The organism is Gordonia crocea (assembly GCF_009932435.1).
GTDB classification, from domain to species: domain Bacteria; phylum Actinomycetota; class Actinomycetes; order Mycobacteriales; family Mycobacteriaceae; genus Gordonia; species Gordonia crocea.
The window spans coordinates 1,849,890-1,866,154 of the sequence record NZ_BJOU01000001.1 but is presented as its reverse complement, the minus strand read 5'-3'; the positions used below and the strand labels follow the sequence as shown (position 1 = coordinate 1,866,154).

15 protein-coding genes are annotated in these 16,265 nt (G+C 69.9%); 7 read left to right on the top strand and 8 right to left on the bottom strand.

The genetic code is table 11. The annotated features are described in order from the left end of the window. The 3 genes from pheT to nbrcactino_RS08800 are packed head-to-tail and all read right to left on the bottom strand — an operon-like array spanning position 1 to position 4,986. Positions 1–2,481 carry a phenylalanine--tRNA ligase subunit beta gene (pheT, locus tag nbrcactino_RS08810; protein WP_161927017.1) on the bottom strand — a complete coding sequence of 827 codons (2,481 nt, stop codon included), beginning with the start codon at positions 2,479–2,481 and terminating at the stop codon, positions 1–3. Between the two features lie 58 nt (positions 2,482–2,539). Next, positions 2,540–3,604 carry a phenylalanine--tRNA ligase subunit alpha gene (pheS, locus tag nbrcactino_RS08805; RefSeq protein ID WP_186343324.1) on the bottom strand — a complete coding sequence of 355 codons (1,065 nt, stop codon included), beginning with the start codon at positions 3,602–3,604 and terminating at the stop codon, positions 2,540–2,542. Positions 3,605–3,615: 11 nt separating this feature from the next. Further along, entirely contained in the window at positions 3,616–4,986 is a 1,371-nt protein-coding gene (locus nbrcactino_RS08800) for an acyltransferase family protein (protein WP_161927016.1), read from the bottom strand. A 140-nt stretch (positions 4,987–5,126) separates the two neighbouring features. Between nbrcactino_RS08800 and nbrcactino_RS08795 the strand changes: the two genes are divergently transcribed. The 5 genes from nbrcactino_RS08795 to nbrcactino_RS08775 all read left to right on the top strand — a co-directional run bounded on the left by nbrcactino_RS08795 (position 5,127) and on the right by nbrcactino_RS08775 (position 12,400). Continuing rightward, the gene (locus tag nbrcactino_RS08795) at positions 5,127–6,740 is read left to right on the top strand and encodes a sigma-54-dependent Fis family transcriptional regulator (RefSeq protein ID WP_161927015.1); all 1,614 of its coding nucleotides are present in this window, start codon (positions 5,127–5,129) and stop codon (positions 6,738–6,740) included. 151 nt (positions 6,741–6,891) lie between these two features. Continuing rightward, on the top strand, positions 6,892–8,391 hold the full coding sequence (locus nbrcactino_RS08790; protein ID WP_161927014.1) for an aldehyde dehydrogenase family protein: 1,500 nt from the start codon (positions 6,892–6,894) through the stop codon (positions 8,389–8,391). A 50-nt stretch (positions 8,392–8,441) separates the two neighbouring features. Further along, a complete protein-coding gene (locus nbrcactino_RS08785; RefSeq protein WP_161927013.1) occupies positions 8,442–9,557 on the top strand; it encodes an NDMA-dependent alcohol dehydrogenase in 1,116 nt (371 codons plus the stop codon). Positions 9,558–9,659: 102 nt separating this feature from the next. Further along, positions 9,660–10,517: a hypothetical protein gene (locus tag nbrcactino_RS08780; protein ID WP_161927012.1), complete on the top strand. Its 858-nt coding sequence runs from the start codon at positions 9,660–9,662 to the stop codon at positions 10,515–10,517. A gap of 134 nt (positions 10,518–10,651) precedes the next feature. Continuing rightward, positions 10,652–12,400: an HNH endonuclease signature motif containing protein gene (locus nbrcactino_RS08775; RefSeq protein ID WP_161927011.1), complete on the top strand. Its 1,749-nt coding sequence runs from the start codon at positions 10,652–10,654 to the stop codon at positions 12,398–12,400. A 19-nt stretch (positions 12,401–12,419) separates the two neighbouring features. Here the strand turns inward: nbrcactino_RS08775 and nbrcactino_RS08770 are convergent, their stop codons facing one another. The 4 genes from nbrcactino_RS08770 to infC all read right to left on the bottom strand — a co-directional run bounded on the left by nbrcactino_RS08770 (position 12,420) and on the right by infC (position 14,618). After that, entirely contained in the window at positions 12,420–13,211 is a 792-nt protein-coding gene (locus nbrcactino_RS08770; RefSeq protein WP_161927010.1) for a TrmH family RNA methyltransferase, read from the bottom strand. Positions 13,212–13,240: 29 nt separating this feature from the next. After that, entirely contained in the window at positions 13,241–13,621 is a 381-nt protein-coding gene (rplT, locus tag nbrcactino_RS08765) for a 50S ribosomal protein L20 (RefSeq protein WP_161927009.1), read from the bottom strand. A gap of 66 nt (positions 13,622–13,687) precedes the next feature. Beyond that, on the bottom strand, positions 13,688–13,888 hold the full coding sequence (gene rpmI / locus nbrcactino_RS08760; protein WP_161927008.1) for a 50S ribosomal protein L35: 201 nt from the start codon (positions 13,886–13,888) through the stop codon (positions 13,688–13,690). An 85-nt stretch (positions 13,889–13,973) separates the two neighbouring features. After that, positions 13,974–14,618 carry a translation initiation factor IF-3 gene (gene infC / locus nbrcactino_RS08755; protein WP_161927007.1) on the bottom strand — a complete coding sequence of 215 codons (645 nt, stop codon included), beginning with the start codon at positions 14,616–14,618 and terminating at the stop codon, positions 13,974–13,976. Positions 14,619–14,848: 230 nt separating this feature from the next. On the opposite strand from infC, the gene nbrcactino_RS08750 reads away from it, so the two are divergent. Beyond that, a complete protein-coding gene (locus nbrcactino_RS08750; RefSeq protein WP_161927006.1) occupies positions 14,849–15,202 on the top strand; it encodes a DUF1844 domain-containing protein in 354 nt (117 codons plus the stop codon). Positions 15,203–15,226: 24 nt separating this feature from the next. Here nbrcactino_RS08750 and nbrcactino_RS08745 read toward each other — a convergent pair whose 3' ends face one another. Next, positions 15,227–16,024: a class I SAM-dependent methyltransferase gene (locus tag nbrcactino_RS08745; protein WP_161927005.1), complete on the bottom strand. Its 798-nt coding sequence runs from the start codon at positions 16,022–16,024 to the stop codon at positions 15,227–15,229. A 28-nt stretch (positions 16,025–16,052) separates the two neighbouring features. Between nbrcactino_RS08745 and nbrcactino_RS08740 the strand changes: the two genes are divergently transcribed. Then, positions 16,053–16,259 carry a hypothetical protein gene (locus nbrcactino_RS08740; RefSeq protein WP_161927004.1) on the top strand — a complete coding sequence of 69 codons (207 nt, stop codon included), beginning with the start codon at positions 16,053–16,055 and terminating at the stop codon, positions 16,257–16,259. The last annotated feature ends 6 nt before the right edge of the window (positions 16,260–16,265 follow it).

The window sequence follows — 16,265 nt, the reverse complement described above, 5'->3', positions numbered from 1 at the left end:
TCAGCGCAGCCGGGCGCCGACGGCCCCGGCGGCGTGCTCGACGGCGGCGAGTTTCGCCGCGCTCGCCTCGTCCTCGGTCAGGGTGCGGTCGGCGGCGCGGAACCGCAGCGCGAAGGCCAGCGACTTGTTCCCCTGCCCGACCTGGTCGCCGGTGTAGACGTCGAACAGCTCGAGCGATTCGAGCAGTTCGCCGGCGCCGTCGCGCAGCGCGGCGGCGACGTCGGCGGCCGGCACCGTCTCGGCGACCACCACGGCCACATCCTGCAGCACCGCCGGGAACGCCGACAGGCTCGGTGCCGGCAGCGTCACGGTCAGCGGCAATGCGTCGATCGACAGTTCCAGGGCGCAGGTGCGCTTGGGCAGGTTGGCCCGGTCGCACACCGCCGGGTGCAGTTCGCCGGCCCAACCGACGGTGGTCTGCTCCCCCGCCTCGTCGGTCACGACGACCCGCGCACAGCGACCCGGGTGCCACGGCAGATGCTCATCGGCGACCAGCTCGACGTCGACCCCGGCGCCGCGGGCGGTCGAGCGGACCGCCGCAAAGGCGTCCCCGGCCTCGACGGCCCGGCCCGGCCCCCACGGCCCGGCCGGTTCGGCCAGCCCGGTGAGGACGGCCGCCACGTGGACCGGTTGGTCGGGCAGACTCGCGTCGATGCGGGCCAAATCCGCCGGGTCGGGACGCCGCGTCACGTCCAGCGCCTCGACGACCTCGGTGTTGCCGGTGGGCAGCACCACCTGGCCGATGGTGAACAGGGCCAGGTCGCGCTGTCCGCGCGCCAGGTTCCGGCTCACCATTTCGAGCAGTCCGGGAAGCAGCGTGGTGTTGAGCTCCGGGCGGTCGGACTCCAGCGGGTTGAGCACCGAGACGGTGGCGCGGCGCGGATCGTCGTCGGGCAGGCCCCAGGTGTCGAACACCCCGGCGGGCATGAACGGGTACGGCAGCACCTCGACGAAGCCGTCGAGGGCCAGGGTCTTCCCGATGCTGCGGCGGCGCCGCTGCTGCGGGGTGAGTCCGCGCCCGCCCGGGGCGCGGGGCACCACGGCGGGGATGTCCTCCAGGCCCTCGAGCCGCAGCACCTCCTCCACCAGGTCGGCCGACTGCCGCAGGTCCGGACGCCACGACGGCGGGGTGACGGTGAGCCGCTCACCATTCTCGACGACCTCGCACCCCACTTCGCGCAACCGCTTCGCCGAGGTTCCGGCCGGGTAGTCGATGCCGGCGGTCCGGTCGGGGGCGTCCGCCGCGAAGTCGATCGGCGCCGCCGGTTGAACGGGCAGCCGCTCGTCGGTCCACGCCGATTCGGCGGTGCCGCCGGCGATGTCGACGATGAGCTGTGCGGCCCGGGCGGCGGCGACGGCGGTGGTCTCCGGGTCGACGGTGCGCTCGAACCGCTTGGCGGCCTCCGAGCTGAGCTTGTGGCGCTTACCGGTGCGGAACACCCGGACCGGGTCGAAGGTGGCCGATTCCAGCAGGACACGCGTCGTCTCGTCGCCGACCTCGGTCGACGCGCCGCCCATCACCCCCGCCAGCGCGATGGCGCCGGAGTCGTCGGCGATGACGACGTCCTCGGGATCGAGGGCCCGCTCCGCACCGTCGAGGGTCACCAGCTTCTCGTCGGAGTGCGCGGTGCGGACCGCGATCCCCCCGCGCACCCGGTCGGCGTCGAAGGCGTGCAGCGGTTGGCCCAGTTCGATCATCACGTAGTTCGTCACATCGACGACGGCCGAGATCGGCCGGATGCCGGCGATCAACAGGCGCTTGCGCAGCCACCACGGCGACGCGGCCGTCGGGTCCACCCCGGTGATCACCGTTGCGGTGTAGCGGGTCGCACCGGTCGCCGGGTCGATCGACACCGGCCACCCGCCGTCGCCGGCGGTTCCCGGGTCGATGTCGGCACCGGGCTCGCGGAAGCCGACGCCGACGCTGCCGGCGAGTTCGCGGCCCAGGCCGCGGACGGAGAACGCGTAGCCGCGGTCCGGCGTGACGTTCACCTCGATGGCGGTGTCGGGCAGGCCGAGCACGGTGCGTGCGTCGTCGCCGGGGGCCGCCGATCCGGCCGGCAGGACGAGGATGCCGGTGTGGTCGTCGCCGACGCCGAGTTCGGTGACCGAGCAGATCATGCCGTCGGAGGTCTTGCCGTAGGTCTTGCGCGTGGCGATCTGGAATCCACCCGGCAGGGTGGTGCCGGGCAGCGCCACGACGACGAGGTCGCCCTCGGTGAAGTTGCGTGCGCCACAGACGATGTCGCGCGGCGCGTCCTCGCCGACGGCGACGCGGCAGAAGCGGATCGGCTTCTTGAACTCGGTGAGCTCTTCGATGGATTCGACGCGCCCGACGACGAGCGGACCGACGATGTCGCCGAACGGCTCGACGTCTTCGATCTCGAAGCCCACGCGGACGAAGGCCGCGTCGATCTCCTCGGCGGTACGGGCGGTGTCGCTGTCGAGTACCTCGGTCAGCCAGGACTGTGGGACGCGCACGGTGGTTTGCTGCTTTCGGTCGGGTGAGGGATCGGGTCTGCTGGGCGCGCTCGGCCGCTCAGGCGGCGGGCCCGAACGGCTGGGTGAAGCGGATGTCGCCTTCCACCATGTCGCGCATGTCCGAGATGTCGTTGCGGAACTGCAGGGTGCGTTCGAGCCCCATTCCGAACGCGAAACCGCTGTAGACGTCGGGGTCGATACCGCTGGCGCGCAACACATTCGGGTTCACCATGCCGCACCCGCCCCACTCGACCCAGCCCGCGCCGCCCTTCTTGCCGGGGAACCAGACGTCGACCTCGGCGGAGGGCTCGGTGAACGGGAAGTACGACGGCCGCATACGCGTGGTGGTGTCCGGCCCGAACAGCGCCCGGGCCAACGTCTCCAGCGCCCCGCGCAGGTGGGCCAGGGTCAGGCCGCGATCGATCGCCAACCCCTCCACCTGGTGGAACACCGGGGTGTGGGTGGCGTCGAGTTCGTCGGTGCGGAACGTGCGCCCGGGGCAGGCGATGTAGATCGGCAGCTCGCGGTTCAGCATCGCGCGCACCTGGACCGGCGAGGTGTGGGTGCGCAACACCTGTCGTGAACCGTTCGGCGCCACGTAGAAGGTGTCCTGCATGGATCGGGCCGGGTGGTCGGGCAAGAAGTTGAGGGCGTCGAAGTTGTAGTGCTCGGCCTCGACCTCGGGGCCCTCGCCGATCTCCCAGCCCATGCCGACGAAGACGTCGGCGATCTGCTCGGCGATGACGGTGATCGGGTGGCGCGCCCCGGCCCGGCGGCGTCCGGTGGGCAGGGTGACGTCGATGGACTCGGCGACGAGGACGGCCGCGTCGCGCGCCGCCTCCAGTTCGGCGGTCCGCGACGCCAACGCCTCGGTCACCCGGGTGCGTGCGGCGTTCACCGCTTTGCCCGCGGCGGCGCGCTGGTCGCCGGGCAGACTGCCCAAGGCACGGCGGGCCAGTGAGGTGGCCGCCTTCTCGCCGAGGTGCGCGGTCTTCGCCGCGGCCAGCGCCTCGAGGTCGGCGGCGTCGCCAAACGCCGCGATCGCCGCGTCGGCGGCACTGTCGAGCGCTGCGGGCTCCAGTGCGGAGGGGTCGATGCCGGTGTCGTCATTCGCGTTGGCCACGAACGTCAAGACTAGTCGATGGGTGACCGCCGTTGACCTGCGGGTTGACCGGTCCCGACGCTGATCGCGCGGGCGGCGCCCGCACCCGCGACGACGACGGCCAATGCGGACGCCCCGACCAGCATTCCGTCGCGCGCGAACATCAGCAGTGCGAAGCCGGTGATAACCAGGAGCAGGAACACCGCCCGGTCGCGCCACCGGTTCCCGACGGTGGCCGGCAGTCGGACCGGCCGCTCGTCGTCCCACCACGGCAAGGGGCGGTTCTCCAGCGGGGACAGGAGACCGGCGACGGGCACCAGCAGGGCCACCAGCAGCACGGTTTGCACCCCGACGATCACCAGGTGGCCGGTGGACTCCAGGTGGTCGCGGGTGAAGCCCAGCAGCGCACCGGCGCCGATGAGGATGCCCAGCAACGGGAGGTGCCACAGGTACAGCGTCATCGCTGCGCGGTTGCCCAGGGCGGTCCACCACCAGACCCGCGGGCGCCGGGCCCACCGGCCCAGCGCGCCGGCGGCGGCGATGGCGAGCAGGCACAGCACGATCGCGTGTCCGGCGAGCAGCACGCTGGGCGGACTCATATTCGACAGCCGCTGCCCGGGCACGGTCACCATCGAGACGTCATAGGGTCCGGCGACGACCATCCCGGTGTTGACGGCCAGCATCAGTACGGCGCCCACCGCCGCGACCCGCGGTGCGACGAGGCGCTTGGCGTACCCGATCCCAAGGACCGCCGGGACCATCCACGCAGTGGCGAAGGTGATCATCGTCCACCGCGGCGCGGCACCGTCGGCCCCCAGTCGGGCGGCGTCGGCCACCGCCGTGGCGCCGTAGCAGACCGCCACCCCGATCAGGATGTGGATCGGCCGCGACATCCGTTGCAGCAGGGCGACGGTCGCCAGGATCACCAGGTAGGCGCCCAGGAACCAGAGGAGCTGGACGCCGAGGCGGCCGATGACGTCGACCGCGGCCGGGCAGCCGACCCACGCGGCGATACCCAGTGCCGCACCGACAACAACGAGGTACCAGAACACCGGGCGCAACAGCCGTTGCGCGCGGCGCAGCAGCCAGTGCCCGGGCCGGGTGTCGGGCCGCCACCCGTAGGTGGCCGCCGCGGCACCGGCGAAGAAGAACAGCGGCAGCACCTGGAACAACCAGGTGGCCAGTTGCAGGATCGGGTGGTCGCCGAGGAGGTTGCCCAGGATGAGCCGGTCCCCACCGGCCGGCGGTGCCGCGACGGTCAGCATGATCGAGTGTCCGGCGACGACGACGAGCAGGCTGGCCAGCCGCAGGACGTCGACGGCACGGTCGCGCGCGGTGCCGGCAAGGCGGTCCAGTTCGGTCGCGTCGAGGGCGCGCGGAGACTCCGACAAGGGTTTGGTCATGTCCTCCAGTGTCGGTCGCCCGCGGCGCCCCGGCGTCGGGAGAACTACTCAACGACGACGTGGCGTGGAGAGGTGGGGCCCTCCCATGCCACGGTGATCTGTGCCACAGTGGTGGCGGGTGAAGGAGGACAGCGTCGGCAATGTCGAAGTCGCAACCGGGCCGCACCGTCATCGAAGCGTCGTGGCGCCGTTCGCAGATGTCGGGGTTGGCCCCCGACGACCGCCCCGATGTCGCCGTCACCGATACCGGTGCCGCGGACCCCCTCCTCGACGCCGCCCGGCCGGTGCTGCAACGCGCGGCCGACGAACTGACCGATACCGGGACCGCGCTCCTGCTCGTCGACCACGAATGCCAGTTGGTTTCCCGCGTCGCCTCCGGTGTGGCGATTGAACGCACCCTCCTCGGGTTGGGCGCCACCACCGGAGCCGTGTTCGCCGAGGACGTGGTGGGCACCACCGCGCTCGGCACCCCGGCCGAGATCCGCAGCGGTGTCACTGTCAACGGGACCGAGCACTACCTCGAGCAGTTCAAGAAGCTCAGTTGCTTCGGCCGCCCGATCGTCCACCCCGCCACCAGGCGCCTGGCCGGGATCATCTGTCTGACCGAGATCAGCCCGACGTCCAACCCGCTCTCGGCACCCTTCGTCAACCGGCTCGTCGCCGGGATCGAAGACCGACTACTCGACCGGTCGCGGGCCGAGCACCGCGCCGTGATCGAAGCCTTCAGCCGGGCCGCCCCGCGTCGCGACGCCGCCGTGGCCGCCATCGGTGACGACCTGCAGCTCACCAACTCGCTCGCCGCCGCCCTGCTCAGTCCGGCCGACTTCGGCACGCTGGGCATGCTGGTCTCCGAACACGGCACCCGGGCCGACCCGGTGTTGACGCTGAGTTCCGGCGTCACCGTCCGCGTCGTCGTCGAGCGGGTCCCCGGCGTCGGCCGGGCGGCGATCTTCCGATTGCATCCGACCCCGTCGGCCACGCCGTTTCGGGCGGTGCCGATACCCACGCCGCGGTCTTCCCCCGCGGCGACCGCCATCACCGGTGAGCCGGGCACCGGGCGCAGCCGGGCGGCCCGCGCCCAGGCCGGTCCCCACGTGCTCGCCGATGTGTCCGACGGGATGCTGACCGGGAACCGCCTCGACCTCGTCGCCTTGCTCGCCCGGGTCCGAGAGGAATCGGCAACCCTCGTCGTCGACGATGCCGACATGCTCGACGACTCGTCGGTGCACCTCCTGCGCAAGGCGATCACGAACTCCTCGCCCGATACCCCGCCGCTGGTCGTGGTCACCGGCCCGGTGTCCACGGCCCGGCCGGCGATCAAGGCCCTTGTCGCCGCCTGCCCCCGCCGCACCGATCTGCCGCCGCTGCGACAGCGGTCCGGCGACATCGTCGCGCTGGCCCACGACTTCCTCGCCCAGACCGACCCCCGGTTGGAGCTGTCCGCCGCGGCGGCCGATGCCCTCGCGTCCGCCGAGTGGCCGGGAAACCTCGCCGAACTCGCCGTCGTCGCGCACGCGGCAGCCGCCGCCACCACGGCCCGGGCGAGCCGGTTGGTGGATCTCGACGATCTCCCACCGCAGTACCGCGCCGTCACCCGCGCCGCCCGGCTCGGCGGCCTCGAGCAGGCGGAACGGCAGGCGATCATCGACGCCCTCGAAGCGTCGGACAACAACAAAGTCCGCGCCGCCAAGGCCCTCGGGGTCAGCCGGACCACCCTGTACACCCGGATCCGGGCCCTCGGAATCCGCGGCTGACCTGCGCCGACATCCCCGAGGGGCCGGTGTCGGTCCCGGTGTTCAACCAGGTGTTCAGTTTCTGGACACTTCGCCCGCCGCGACACATGCGAGAAATGACATGAGCCCGCCAACGTGGCGCAGCTCACACCGTCACTCGCATGGAGGAACCATGACCACCGCTGTGGACCCCGTACTACTCCCAGCCGTCGCCGACTTCGTCGCCCGCGACCGTTCGATGCTGATCGGCGGCGCCTGGGTCGCCGCCGAGTCCGGACGCACCTTCGACACCTTCGACCCGGCGACGGGGCGGCGCATCACCAGCGTCCCGCACGGTGGCGCCGCGGATGTGGACAAGGCCGTGCGGGCCGCCCGCATCGCCTACGAGGAGGGCCCGTGGTCGCGGATGAAACCCAACGAGCGGGAACGACTCCTCTGGCGCGTCGGCGACTTGCTCAGCGAACGCGCCGAGGTGTTCGGTCAACTCGAAGCCCTCGACAACGGCAAGGCCGCCACCATCGCCACCGCGGTCGACACCGGCTGGTCGGCGGACGTCTGGCGGTACAACGCGGGTCTGGCCACCAAGATCGGCGGCAGCACCGTGAACGTCTCCATGCCGTTCGCGCCGGGCGGCCAGTTCCACGCGTACACGCTGCGCGAGCCGTTGGGCGTCTGCGGCCAGATCGTCCCGTGGAACTTCCCGCTCCTCATGGCCACCTGGAAGCTGGCCCCGGCGTTGGCCGCCGGCAATACCGTCGTCCTCAAGCCCGCCGAGCAGACGCCGCTGACCGCACTGCTCCTCGGCGAGCTCTTCGAAGAAGCGGGATTCCCGCCGGGCGTGGTCAACATCGTCACCGGCTTCGGTGACGCGGGCGCCGCCCTGGCCGCCCATGACGACGTCGACAAGGTCGCATTCACCGGGTCCACCGAGGTCGGCAAGCTCATCGTCGACGCCGCAAAGGGCAATCTGAAGAAGGTCTCGCTGGAATTGGGCGGCAAAAGCCCCAACATCGTCTTCGCCGACGCCGACATCGAGTCCGCCGTCGCCGGTTCGGTGGCCGCCTGGATGTTCAACCACGGCCAGTGCTGCGTCGCCGGTACCCGCCTCTTCGTCGAGCGGCCCATCTTCGACGAGTTCACCCAGGCCGTCGCCGACGCCGCGGCGCAGGCCAAGATGGGCCCCGGCCTCGACCCGGCCACCGAACTCGGGCCGCTGGTGTCGCAGGAGCAGTTCGACCGCGTCAGCGGCTACATCCAACAGGGCCTCGCCGACGGCGCACGCGCGCTCACCGGCGGCAAGCGCTGGGGCGACGAGGGCTACTTCATCGAGCCGACGGTGTTCGTCGACGTCGCGCCCAACTTCTCCATCGTCGAGGAGGAGATCTTCGGCCCCGTCGTGGCGGCACTCCCCTTCGACGACGCCGACCAGGTGGTCGCCGCCGCCAACGACTCGATCTACGGGCTCGCCGCCGGGATTTGGACGAAGGACATCTCCAAGGCACACCGAACCGCGGCCCGACTCAAGGCCGGTTCGGTGTGGGTGAACCAGTACAACGGCTTCGACACCGCGCTGCCCTTCGGCGGATACAAGCAGTCGGGTTGGGGCCGCGAGCTCGGCGATTCCGCGCTGGACCTCTACACCCAGACCAAGGCCGTCAACGTCGCACTCTGACCGGTCGCACTCTGACCACCGAACAACACCCCACCAATAGGAGAATCACCATGAAAACCACCGCAGCAGTACTGCTGGAGCCTGGCAAGCCGTTCGAGATCATGGAACTCGACCTCGACAGTCCCGGCCCGGGCGAGGTGCTGATCAAGTACACGGCCGCCGGCCTGTGCCACTCGGACCTCCACCTGACCGACGGCGACCTGCCGCCGCGCTATCCCATCGTCGGGGGCCACGAGGGCTCGGGCATCATCGAGGAAGTCGGCGCCGGCGTCACCAAGGTCAAGCCCGGCGACCACGTCGTCTGCAGCTTCATCCCCAACTGCGGGACCTGTCGATACTGCTCCACCGGACGACAGAACCTCTGCGACATGGGTGCGACGATCCTCGAGGGGTCCTTCCCCGACGGGACGTTCCGCTTCCACTCGGGCGGTCAGGACTTCGGCGCGATGTGCATGCTCGGCACGTTCTCCGAACGGGCCACCATCAGCCAGCACTCGGTGGTGAAGGTCGACGACTGGCTTCCGCTGGAGAAGGCGGTCCTAGTGGGCTGTGGCGTGCCGTCGGGATGGGGAACGGCCGTCAACGCGGGCAACCTTCGCGCCGGCGACACCGCCGTCATCTACGGAATCGGCGGCCTGGGCATCAACGCGGTGCAGGGCGCCGTCGCCGCCGGCTGCAAGTACGTGGTCGTCGTCGACCCGATCGCGATGAAGCGCGACGCGGCCATCAAGTTCGGCGCCACCCACGCCTTCGCCACCGCCGAGGAGGCCCAGGCCAAGGTCACCGAACTCACCTGGGGCCAGGGCGCCGATGCGGCTCTCATCCTGGTGGGCACCGTCGACGAGGAGGTCGTCTCGGCGGCCACCGCGGTCATCGGCAAGGGCGGATCGGTGGTCATCACCGGGCTGGCCGACCCGACGAAGCTGACCGTCCACGTCTCCGGGTGTGACCTCACCCTCAACGAGAAGACGATCAAGGGATCGCTGTTCGGCTCGTCCAACCCGCAATACGACATCGTCCGCCTCCTGCGGCTGTACGACGCGGGCGAGCTGAAGCTCGACGAACTGGTCACCAAGGAGTACTCGCTGGAAGAGGTGAACCAGGGCTACCAGGATCTGCGCGACGGGAAGAACATCCGCGGCGTGATCCGCCACAGCACGAACTGACCCGTTTTCACCGCCCCACACTCCCGCGGGCCTGCGATTCCCTTGCAGGCCCGCGGGTTTCCACGTTCCCGGACCGGGTTCGGGCCGATACGATCGGTCCCCATGCGACTGATCACCGACCCCGACCGCGTCGAGGCCGCCGGCGGCGCCCTGCTGCGCCGGGTCGGCGAATGGGCGACGGTCGGCGGAGTAGCCGGCACTGGATTCGAGGCCTACGCCCGGATCCTGCACCCCGTCGAGGTCACCGACGAGCACGGCGCCACTCGCCGGTCGCCCTGGCGCGAGGTCGCCGCCGTCACCGGCGCCCAGATGCACCCGCAGGTGCAGTGGTGGGCCGTCGCGGGCGCGACGCCGGACCAGGCGACTGATTGCTACACGACCACGCTGGCCAACGGCTGGCAGGTCGACGTCGACCTCGAGGGGCGGATGGATCCGGCGATGATGGCCGAGCTGACGACGCTGCTCGCCGACCACGCAGATCCGGCAACCGACGTGTTCGCCGCCATCTGGGCCGGCTGGGGCGAGCTGCACGGCCCGGCTGCGCTCTACCTGGTCGCCTCCGACGGACCGGCCGAAGAACAACCCGGACCGTCGTCGGTGGACGACACGCGACTCCTCGATCCCGGCGTCCGCCGGGCAACCGGCAACGGGCCCTTCCTCGCGTGGCCCGGACGGGAGATGGTCGTCTTCGCCACCTCTCTCGCCGAGCTCGGCGACCCCGAATACGGATACCGGAACGGAATCGCCTGGGACCGCCGCTTCGGCCCAGGACCGGTACCCGCCCTGGTCTGGCCGCGCGGGGATGCCTGGGTGGTGGCCACCGAGATCGACTGGGCGTGGACCTTGGTCGGCGGGTCGCGATCACTCGTCGACGCGGTTCTGGCCGATGCCCGCTTCGAGTCCTTCGAGGTGGCCGAGTCCGATGCACTGACCTTCGCCTCGGATACCCTCAACGGCTGAGAGAATCGGCGCCGACCAGACGGGCGACTTGCGGCTCTGCTCCCAATGCGTTCTGGACACAACCCCGCGCACGCATGCGTCTTACCTGCAGATTTCCTCTTGCGCTCGAATGGGTGTTCGAGTAGCATGGAGGCATGACCACCCTCGCAGCGATCGCCAAGCCCGGCGCCGGATCCGATCTGCCGATCGATCTGGCCGGGGCCGTTGACGCCGCCGAACGGGAAGCGGCGATGGCGCCACTGGTCTTCACCGACGACACTGATGATCCGGGCCCCGATCATGCCGACACCCACCTGAACAACCCGGATTCCGGCCTGTGGCAGGACCGCGCCCACACCCTGGACGCCGCAATGGCCGTCACCGTCGGCGAACCCGCCTGGACCATCGACGTGTTGGGTGATGCCGCAAAAGCCGCCGCCATGATCGCCTGGGCCGAATACCGGGAGATCGGTGCGATGCACACCTATCTCGCGACGTTCGGGAAGCCAGAGCCGTCGGCACGAGGAGTTCGGATGCTCGACATCGAGATGCAGTGCGCCGCCCGGATCGCGATGAGCCAGGGCCTGTCGCAGCGCCAAGCCGAGAAGTGGCTGTCGGAGGCGATCGCGATGCGTGACCGCCTGCCGCAGGTGGGCCGCCAGTTGCGCGATTCTGCGATCACGCCGCGGCAGTTCCGACTGATCGTGTCACGCACCGAGTTGATCGATGACCAGGATTGGGCACCGCAGGTCGACGTCGCGATCGCCGCGGTCTTGGCCCGTCGCAGCGGGGCCGGAGTGTGGTCGACCAAACGGCTGTCCGACATGGTCGATCGGATCATCTTCCGCCACGACCCCGACTCGGTACGGCGCCGGCGGGAGAAGGCCAAAGAGAATCGGACCGCTTGGATCCTTTCCGGCAGTGACGGGATGGCCACCGTCGGGGCGACGATGACCACCGAGAACGCCGTGATCGCCTACTCCGCGGTGATCACGCTGGCCAACCTCGTCTGCCCCGCCGACACGCGTTCTCCGGATGCCCGCAGCAGCGACGCCCTCTTCGCATTGCTGTCGGGAACGGCATTCGAATGCGACTGCGGCCGGCCTGATTGCCCCGCGACCATCCCCGAACCCGATGCGCTCGCCGCCTGGCTGCGCGGCCGCGAAGATGCGGCCGTCGCCAAAGGACGCGTGCTGGTGCATGTCATCGCCGACCAGGCCACCGTCGACGGCCGAAATGATGAACCCGCTTTTATGGACGGGCACGGCGTCATTTCCGCTGCCCACCTGCGTGATCTCCTCACCCGCGGCGATAGCACGGTCCGCCTCCTCAACCCAGAAACTGCGGACGTCTCACTGCCGACATACCGGCCCTCCGACGCCTACCGCCCCTCCACCGCACTGGACACGTTCGTCCGCTCCCGCGACGGCTACTGCACCATGCCCGGGTGCGACCAACCGGCCTGGCGCTGCGACGTCGACCACGTCACCGAATACGACCATGACAACCCGAGCACGGGTGGACAAACCACTCCCGACGGCTTGGCTGCCAAGTGCCGCATGCATCACAACCTCAAGACCTTCGCCGCTGACTGGCTCGACGATCAGTACCGCGACCCCGCTGGCCGCCTCGTCAGCGAAGTCGTCTCGCCCGAAGGCATACGGTTCTCCGGCCCGGCCGAGACGAACCAAGACCTGTTCCCCGCATTGGCAACCATCACCTGGCGTGACCCGTTATCACCCCCACAAGGACCGCCACCGGAAAGTCGACCCAAACGGGGCCGCAACCGCCTCCGCGCCAAACACGCTCGACGACGATCCGAACGCGAAGCCAACCGAAAACAACGCCTCGCCAACGAACAAGCCGGCAGCAACAAGCAAGCCGACAGCGACCCGCCGTTCTGACCGGCCTCGGTGCTGTGGCTCAGCCCTGCGCGGTGGAGCTCGCGTACAGACAAATGGCGGCAGCGGTGGCCAGATTCAGGCTTTCCGCGCGCCCTTTGATGGGAATGGACACCCGATGGTCCGCGGCCGCCACGATCTCGTCGGGCAGTCCGTGGGCCTCGTTGCCGAACAGCCAGGCGGTCGGCTTCGCCAGGATCGATGCCGCGCCGGGCAATGCGACGTCACCGTCGGCGGTGGTCGCCAACAAGGCGAGGCCGGCGCCGCGCAGCGCATCCAGGCCGTCGGCGGCATTGCGCTCCCGCGCAATCGGCAGGTGGAAGACACTGCCGGCGCTGGCCCGAACGCATTTGCCGTTGTGCGGGTCGACCGCGTCGCCGAGAACGACGACGCCGTCGGCCCCCATGGCGTCGGCGCAGCGGATGATCGTGCCGAGATTGCCCGGCTCGCGCGGTTCGACGGCGACGGCGAGCAGGCGCGGCCGATCGGCGAGTACCTCGGCCACCGAAGTGTCGAGCAGGGAACAGACGGCGAAGACACCGGGTGGTGTGGTCGCGTCGGCAAGCTTGTCGACGGCCCGCTCGGTCAGCCACAGGACGTCGAGGCCCCGGCTTTCGGCCAGTGCCACCACTTCGTGGTGGCGCGGCGCCGCATCCTCGCCGACGAGGACGATCTGCGCGCGGCCGGTTTCGATCGCCGCGGTGACCGCGTTGGCCCCTTCGATGAGGAACCGCCGCTGGTCGCGGCGCTCGGCGGCGCGGTGCAGCTTCGCAAACGACACAACCCGCGACGAACGTTCGGTCAGAACATCCATCGCGGGTTGGTCGGCTGAATGCGACGCGATCAGGCGGCCGGCGCGTTCACGTCGTCGGGCAGCGCCTTGCGGGCCACCTCGACGAGGCCGGTGAAGGCCTGCGGGTCGCTGACGGCGATCTCGGCGAGCACCTTGCGGTCAACCTCGACACCGGCAATCTTGAGGCCCTGGATGAAGCGGTTGTAGGTGATGTCGTTGGCGCGGGCCGCGGCGTTGATGCGCGAGATCCACAGCTTGCGGAACTCGCCCTTGCGCGCACGACGGTCACGGTAGGCGTAGGTCATCGAGTGGAGCTGCTGCTCCTTGGCCTTGCGGTACAGGCGCGACCGCTGTCCGCGGTAGCCCTTCGACGCCTCCAGGGTCGTCCGGCGCTTCTTCTGGGCGTTGACCGCCCTCTTCACGCGTGCCATGTCTGAATCCTCTTTACTTCGGTCTGGTTGTTCGGTCTGGCTTACTCAGCCGTCGGCGGGCTGGGACTAGCCGTTGCCGTTGAGCAGTCGCTTCAGGCGCGGCGCATCCGCGTCCGAAACCACGGCGGTGCCGTCGAGGCGGCGCTTGCGGTGGCTCGACTTGTGCTCGAGGAGGTGGCGCTTGTTCGCCTTCTGGCGCATGATCTTGCCGCTCCCGGTCACCTTGAATCGCTTCGCGGTGCCCTTGTGGGTCTTTGCCTTTGGCATTGGTACTTCCTGTTCGTCGACCGGGCTTGCGCCCGGAATCATCGGCTCAGCGCGGGGACTGAGCCGTGGTGGTCGGTGAGTCGGCCTATTCCGATTCCGGCGTCGGCTCCGCTTGCGCGCGCCGTCCGGAGTCCTGTGCGGCCTTGGCCCGGGTCTTGGCTCCCTTGTGCGGGGCCAGGACCATCGTCATGTTGCGGCCGTCCTGCTTCGCCGAGGTCTCGACGAAGCCGTATTCGGCGACATCGTTGCCCAAGCGCTGCAGCAGACGGAAACCGAGCTCGGGACGCGACTGCTCGCGACCGCGGAACATGATCGTGACCTTGACCTTCGATCCGGCTTCCAGGAAGCGGATGACGTGACCCTTCTTGGTCTCGTAGTCGTGGTCGTCGATCTTCGGGCGGAGCTTCTGCTCCTTGATGACGGTCATCTGCTGGTTGCGACGCGACTCGCGCTGCTTCTGCGCGGCTTCATACTTGAACTTGCCGTAGTCCATGATCTTGCAGACCGGCGGCCGGGCGTCCGGCGCCACCTCCACGAGATCGAGGTCGGCCTCGTATGCGAGCCGAAGCGCATCCTCAACGCGCACGATGCCCACCTGCTCCGAATTGGGCCCGACAAGTCGGACCTCCGGTACGCGGATGCGCTCGTTGATGCGAGTCTCAGTGCTGATGGGGCCTCCTAGGTAGGTGTCGTTGGCTGACGACCGCGTTCGATGAACGGGACCAGACACAGGGGGCCACCTCAACAAAAAAGCCCTTCGGGGTTCGCTGACGCGATCCCGAGGGGCTCCGATGCCGACCAACACGGCACGCCCGGACGTAAACCCATCCGGGGTGTGTGTCGGACCGTGAAACTGCAGGTCGGGCCCGATTCGGGCCGCTGCGCCGCACGGTGGGAGCGGAACTCCACTTTGCCTGCCCCGGTCACCCGAGGCGGTCGCACTATGACAGTCTAACAGTTATGACCGATGACTCCTATTCGACGCCGACCGACGATGCCCAGGTCAACCCCGATGTCCGGGACCTGGGCGACATTCCCGCGATCGAGGTCATCACCCGCTGCATCGTCATGTTGATGAGTTCGGCCGCGGAGAAGCTCGGCCTCGCCGAGGGCTCCTCCCCCGACGACGTCGACCTCGACGAGGCGCGCAAGCTCATCACCGCGCTCGCCGGCCTGTTCGACGCGTCGCGCCGCGACCTCGGGCTGCACGCCAACCCGATCCGCGACGGCGTCAAGGGCCTGCAGGCCGCGTTCCGCGAGGCCAGCGCCTACCCCGACGAGCCCGGCGAAGGGCCCGGCGAAAAGCTCGTGTGACGGCCCCGGGTCACCACCCCGGGACTACCGCCCCAGGACTGCCACCGCCGTGTGCCCATCGTCGGGATAGGCGGCGTGCTCGGTGACGACGGTGATCGAGCACCCGTGGTCGACGGCGATCTCCGCAGCCGTGTCGGCCTGGTCGCGGTGCAACTCGATGAGCAGCGTGCCGCCCGGTTCAAGCCAGGTGACCGCTTCGGCGATGAGATAGCCCACCTCGTCGAGGCCGCCCGCCCCACCGGAGTGGGTCCGCAGCGGCTCGTGGTCGCGGGCCTCGGCGGGCATCAGGTCCAGTTCATCGACCGGGACGTACGGCGGAACCGCAGCGATCGCCGACACCCGTCCGCGCAACTCGGCCGGCACACCGGCCAGCCCGATCCCCCGGCACACCGTGGCCGCGAGCCCGAGGTTGCGCCGGGCATAGTCCAGTGCCACCGGATCGACATCGGTGGCGACGACGACGGCGCCGGGATAATCGCGGGCGACGACGGCGGCGATCGGCGCAACCCCGCAATAGGGTTCGACGAACACCGCACCTGGCCGATATCGGGCCACCGCCTCGCCGGCCACGGCCGCGACCAATCGCGTGCGTTGGCGCGGGATGAAGACGCCGGGCCCGACCGCGAGCTCCACACCGGCGAATTTCACGACGCCGACGACGTGTTCCAGCGGTTCGCCGGCGATCCGGCGGCCCACCCACCGGGCCAGCTCCTCGGCGCCCGAGGCCCGGTCGCGCAGGATCGCGGCCTCCTCCTCGGCGAACACGCACCCCGCCGCGCGCAACTCGTCGACCAGCGCGTCGGTGTCGTCGTCCACAGACATCGACCCTAGTCGCGCCTACAGTGGGGACATGACCGGCAGCGAGCCCAACGACAGCGGGACCCCGACCTTCGACGAGGTGCGCGAGAAGATCGAGAAGCGCGCCGCCACCGCGATCGGCTCCCGCGAACTGGCCGAGGAGTCGGCCGAGGGCCGGACCGTCGAGGAGCAGTTCGAGGACCGCGCCGAGGCGGCCCGTCGCAAGCTCGACGAGATCCGCAAGTCGATGGGCGACTGACCCCTC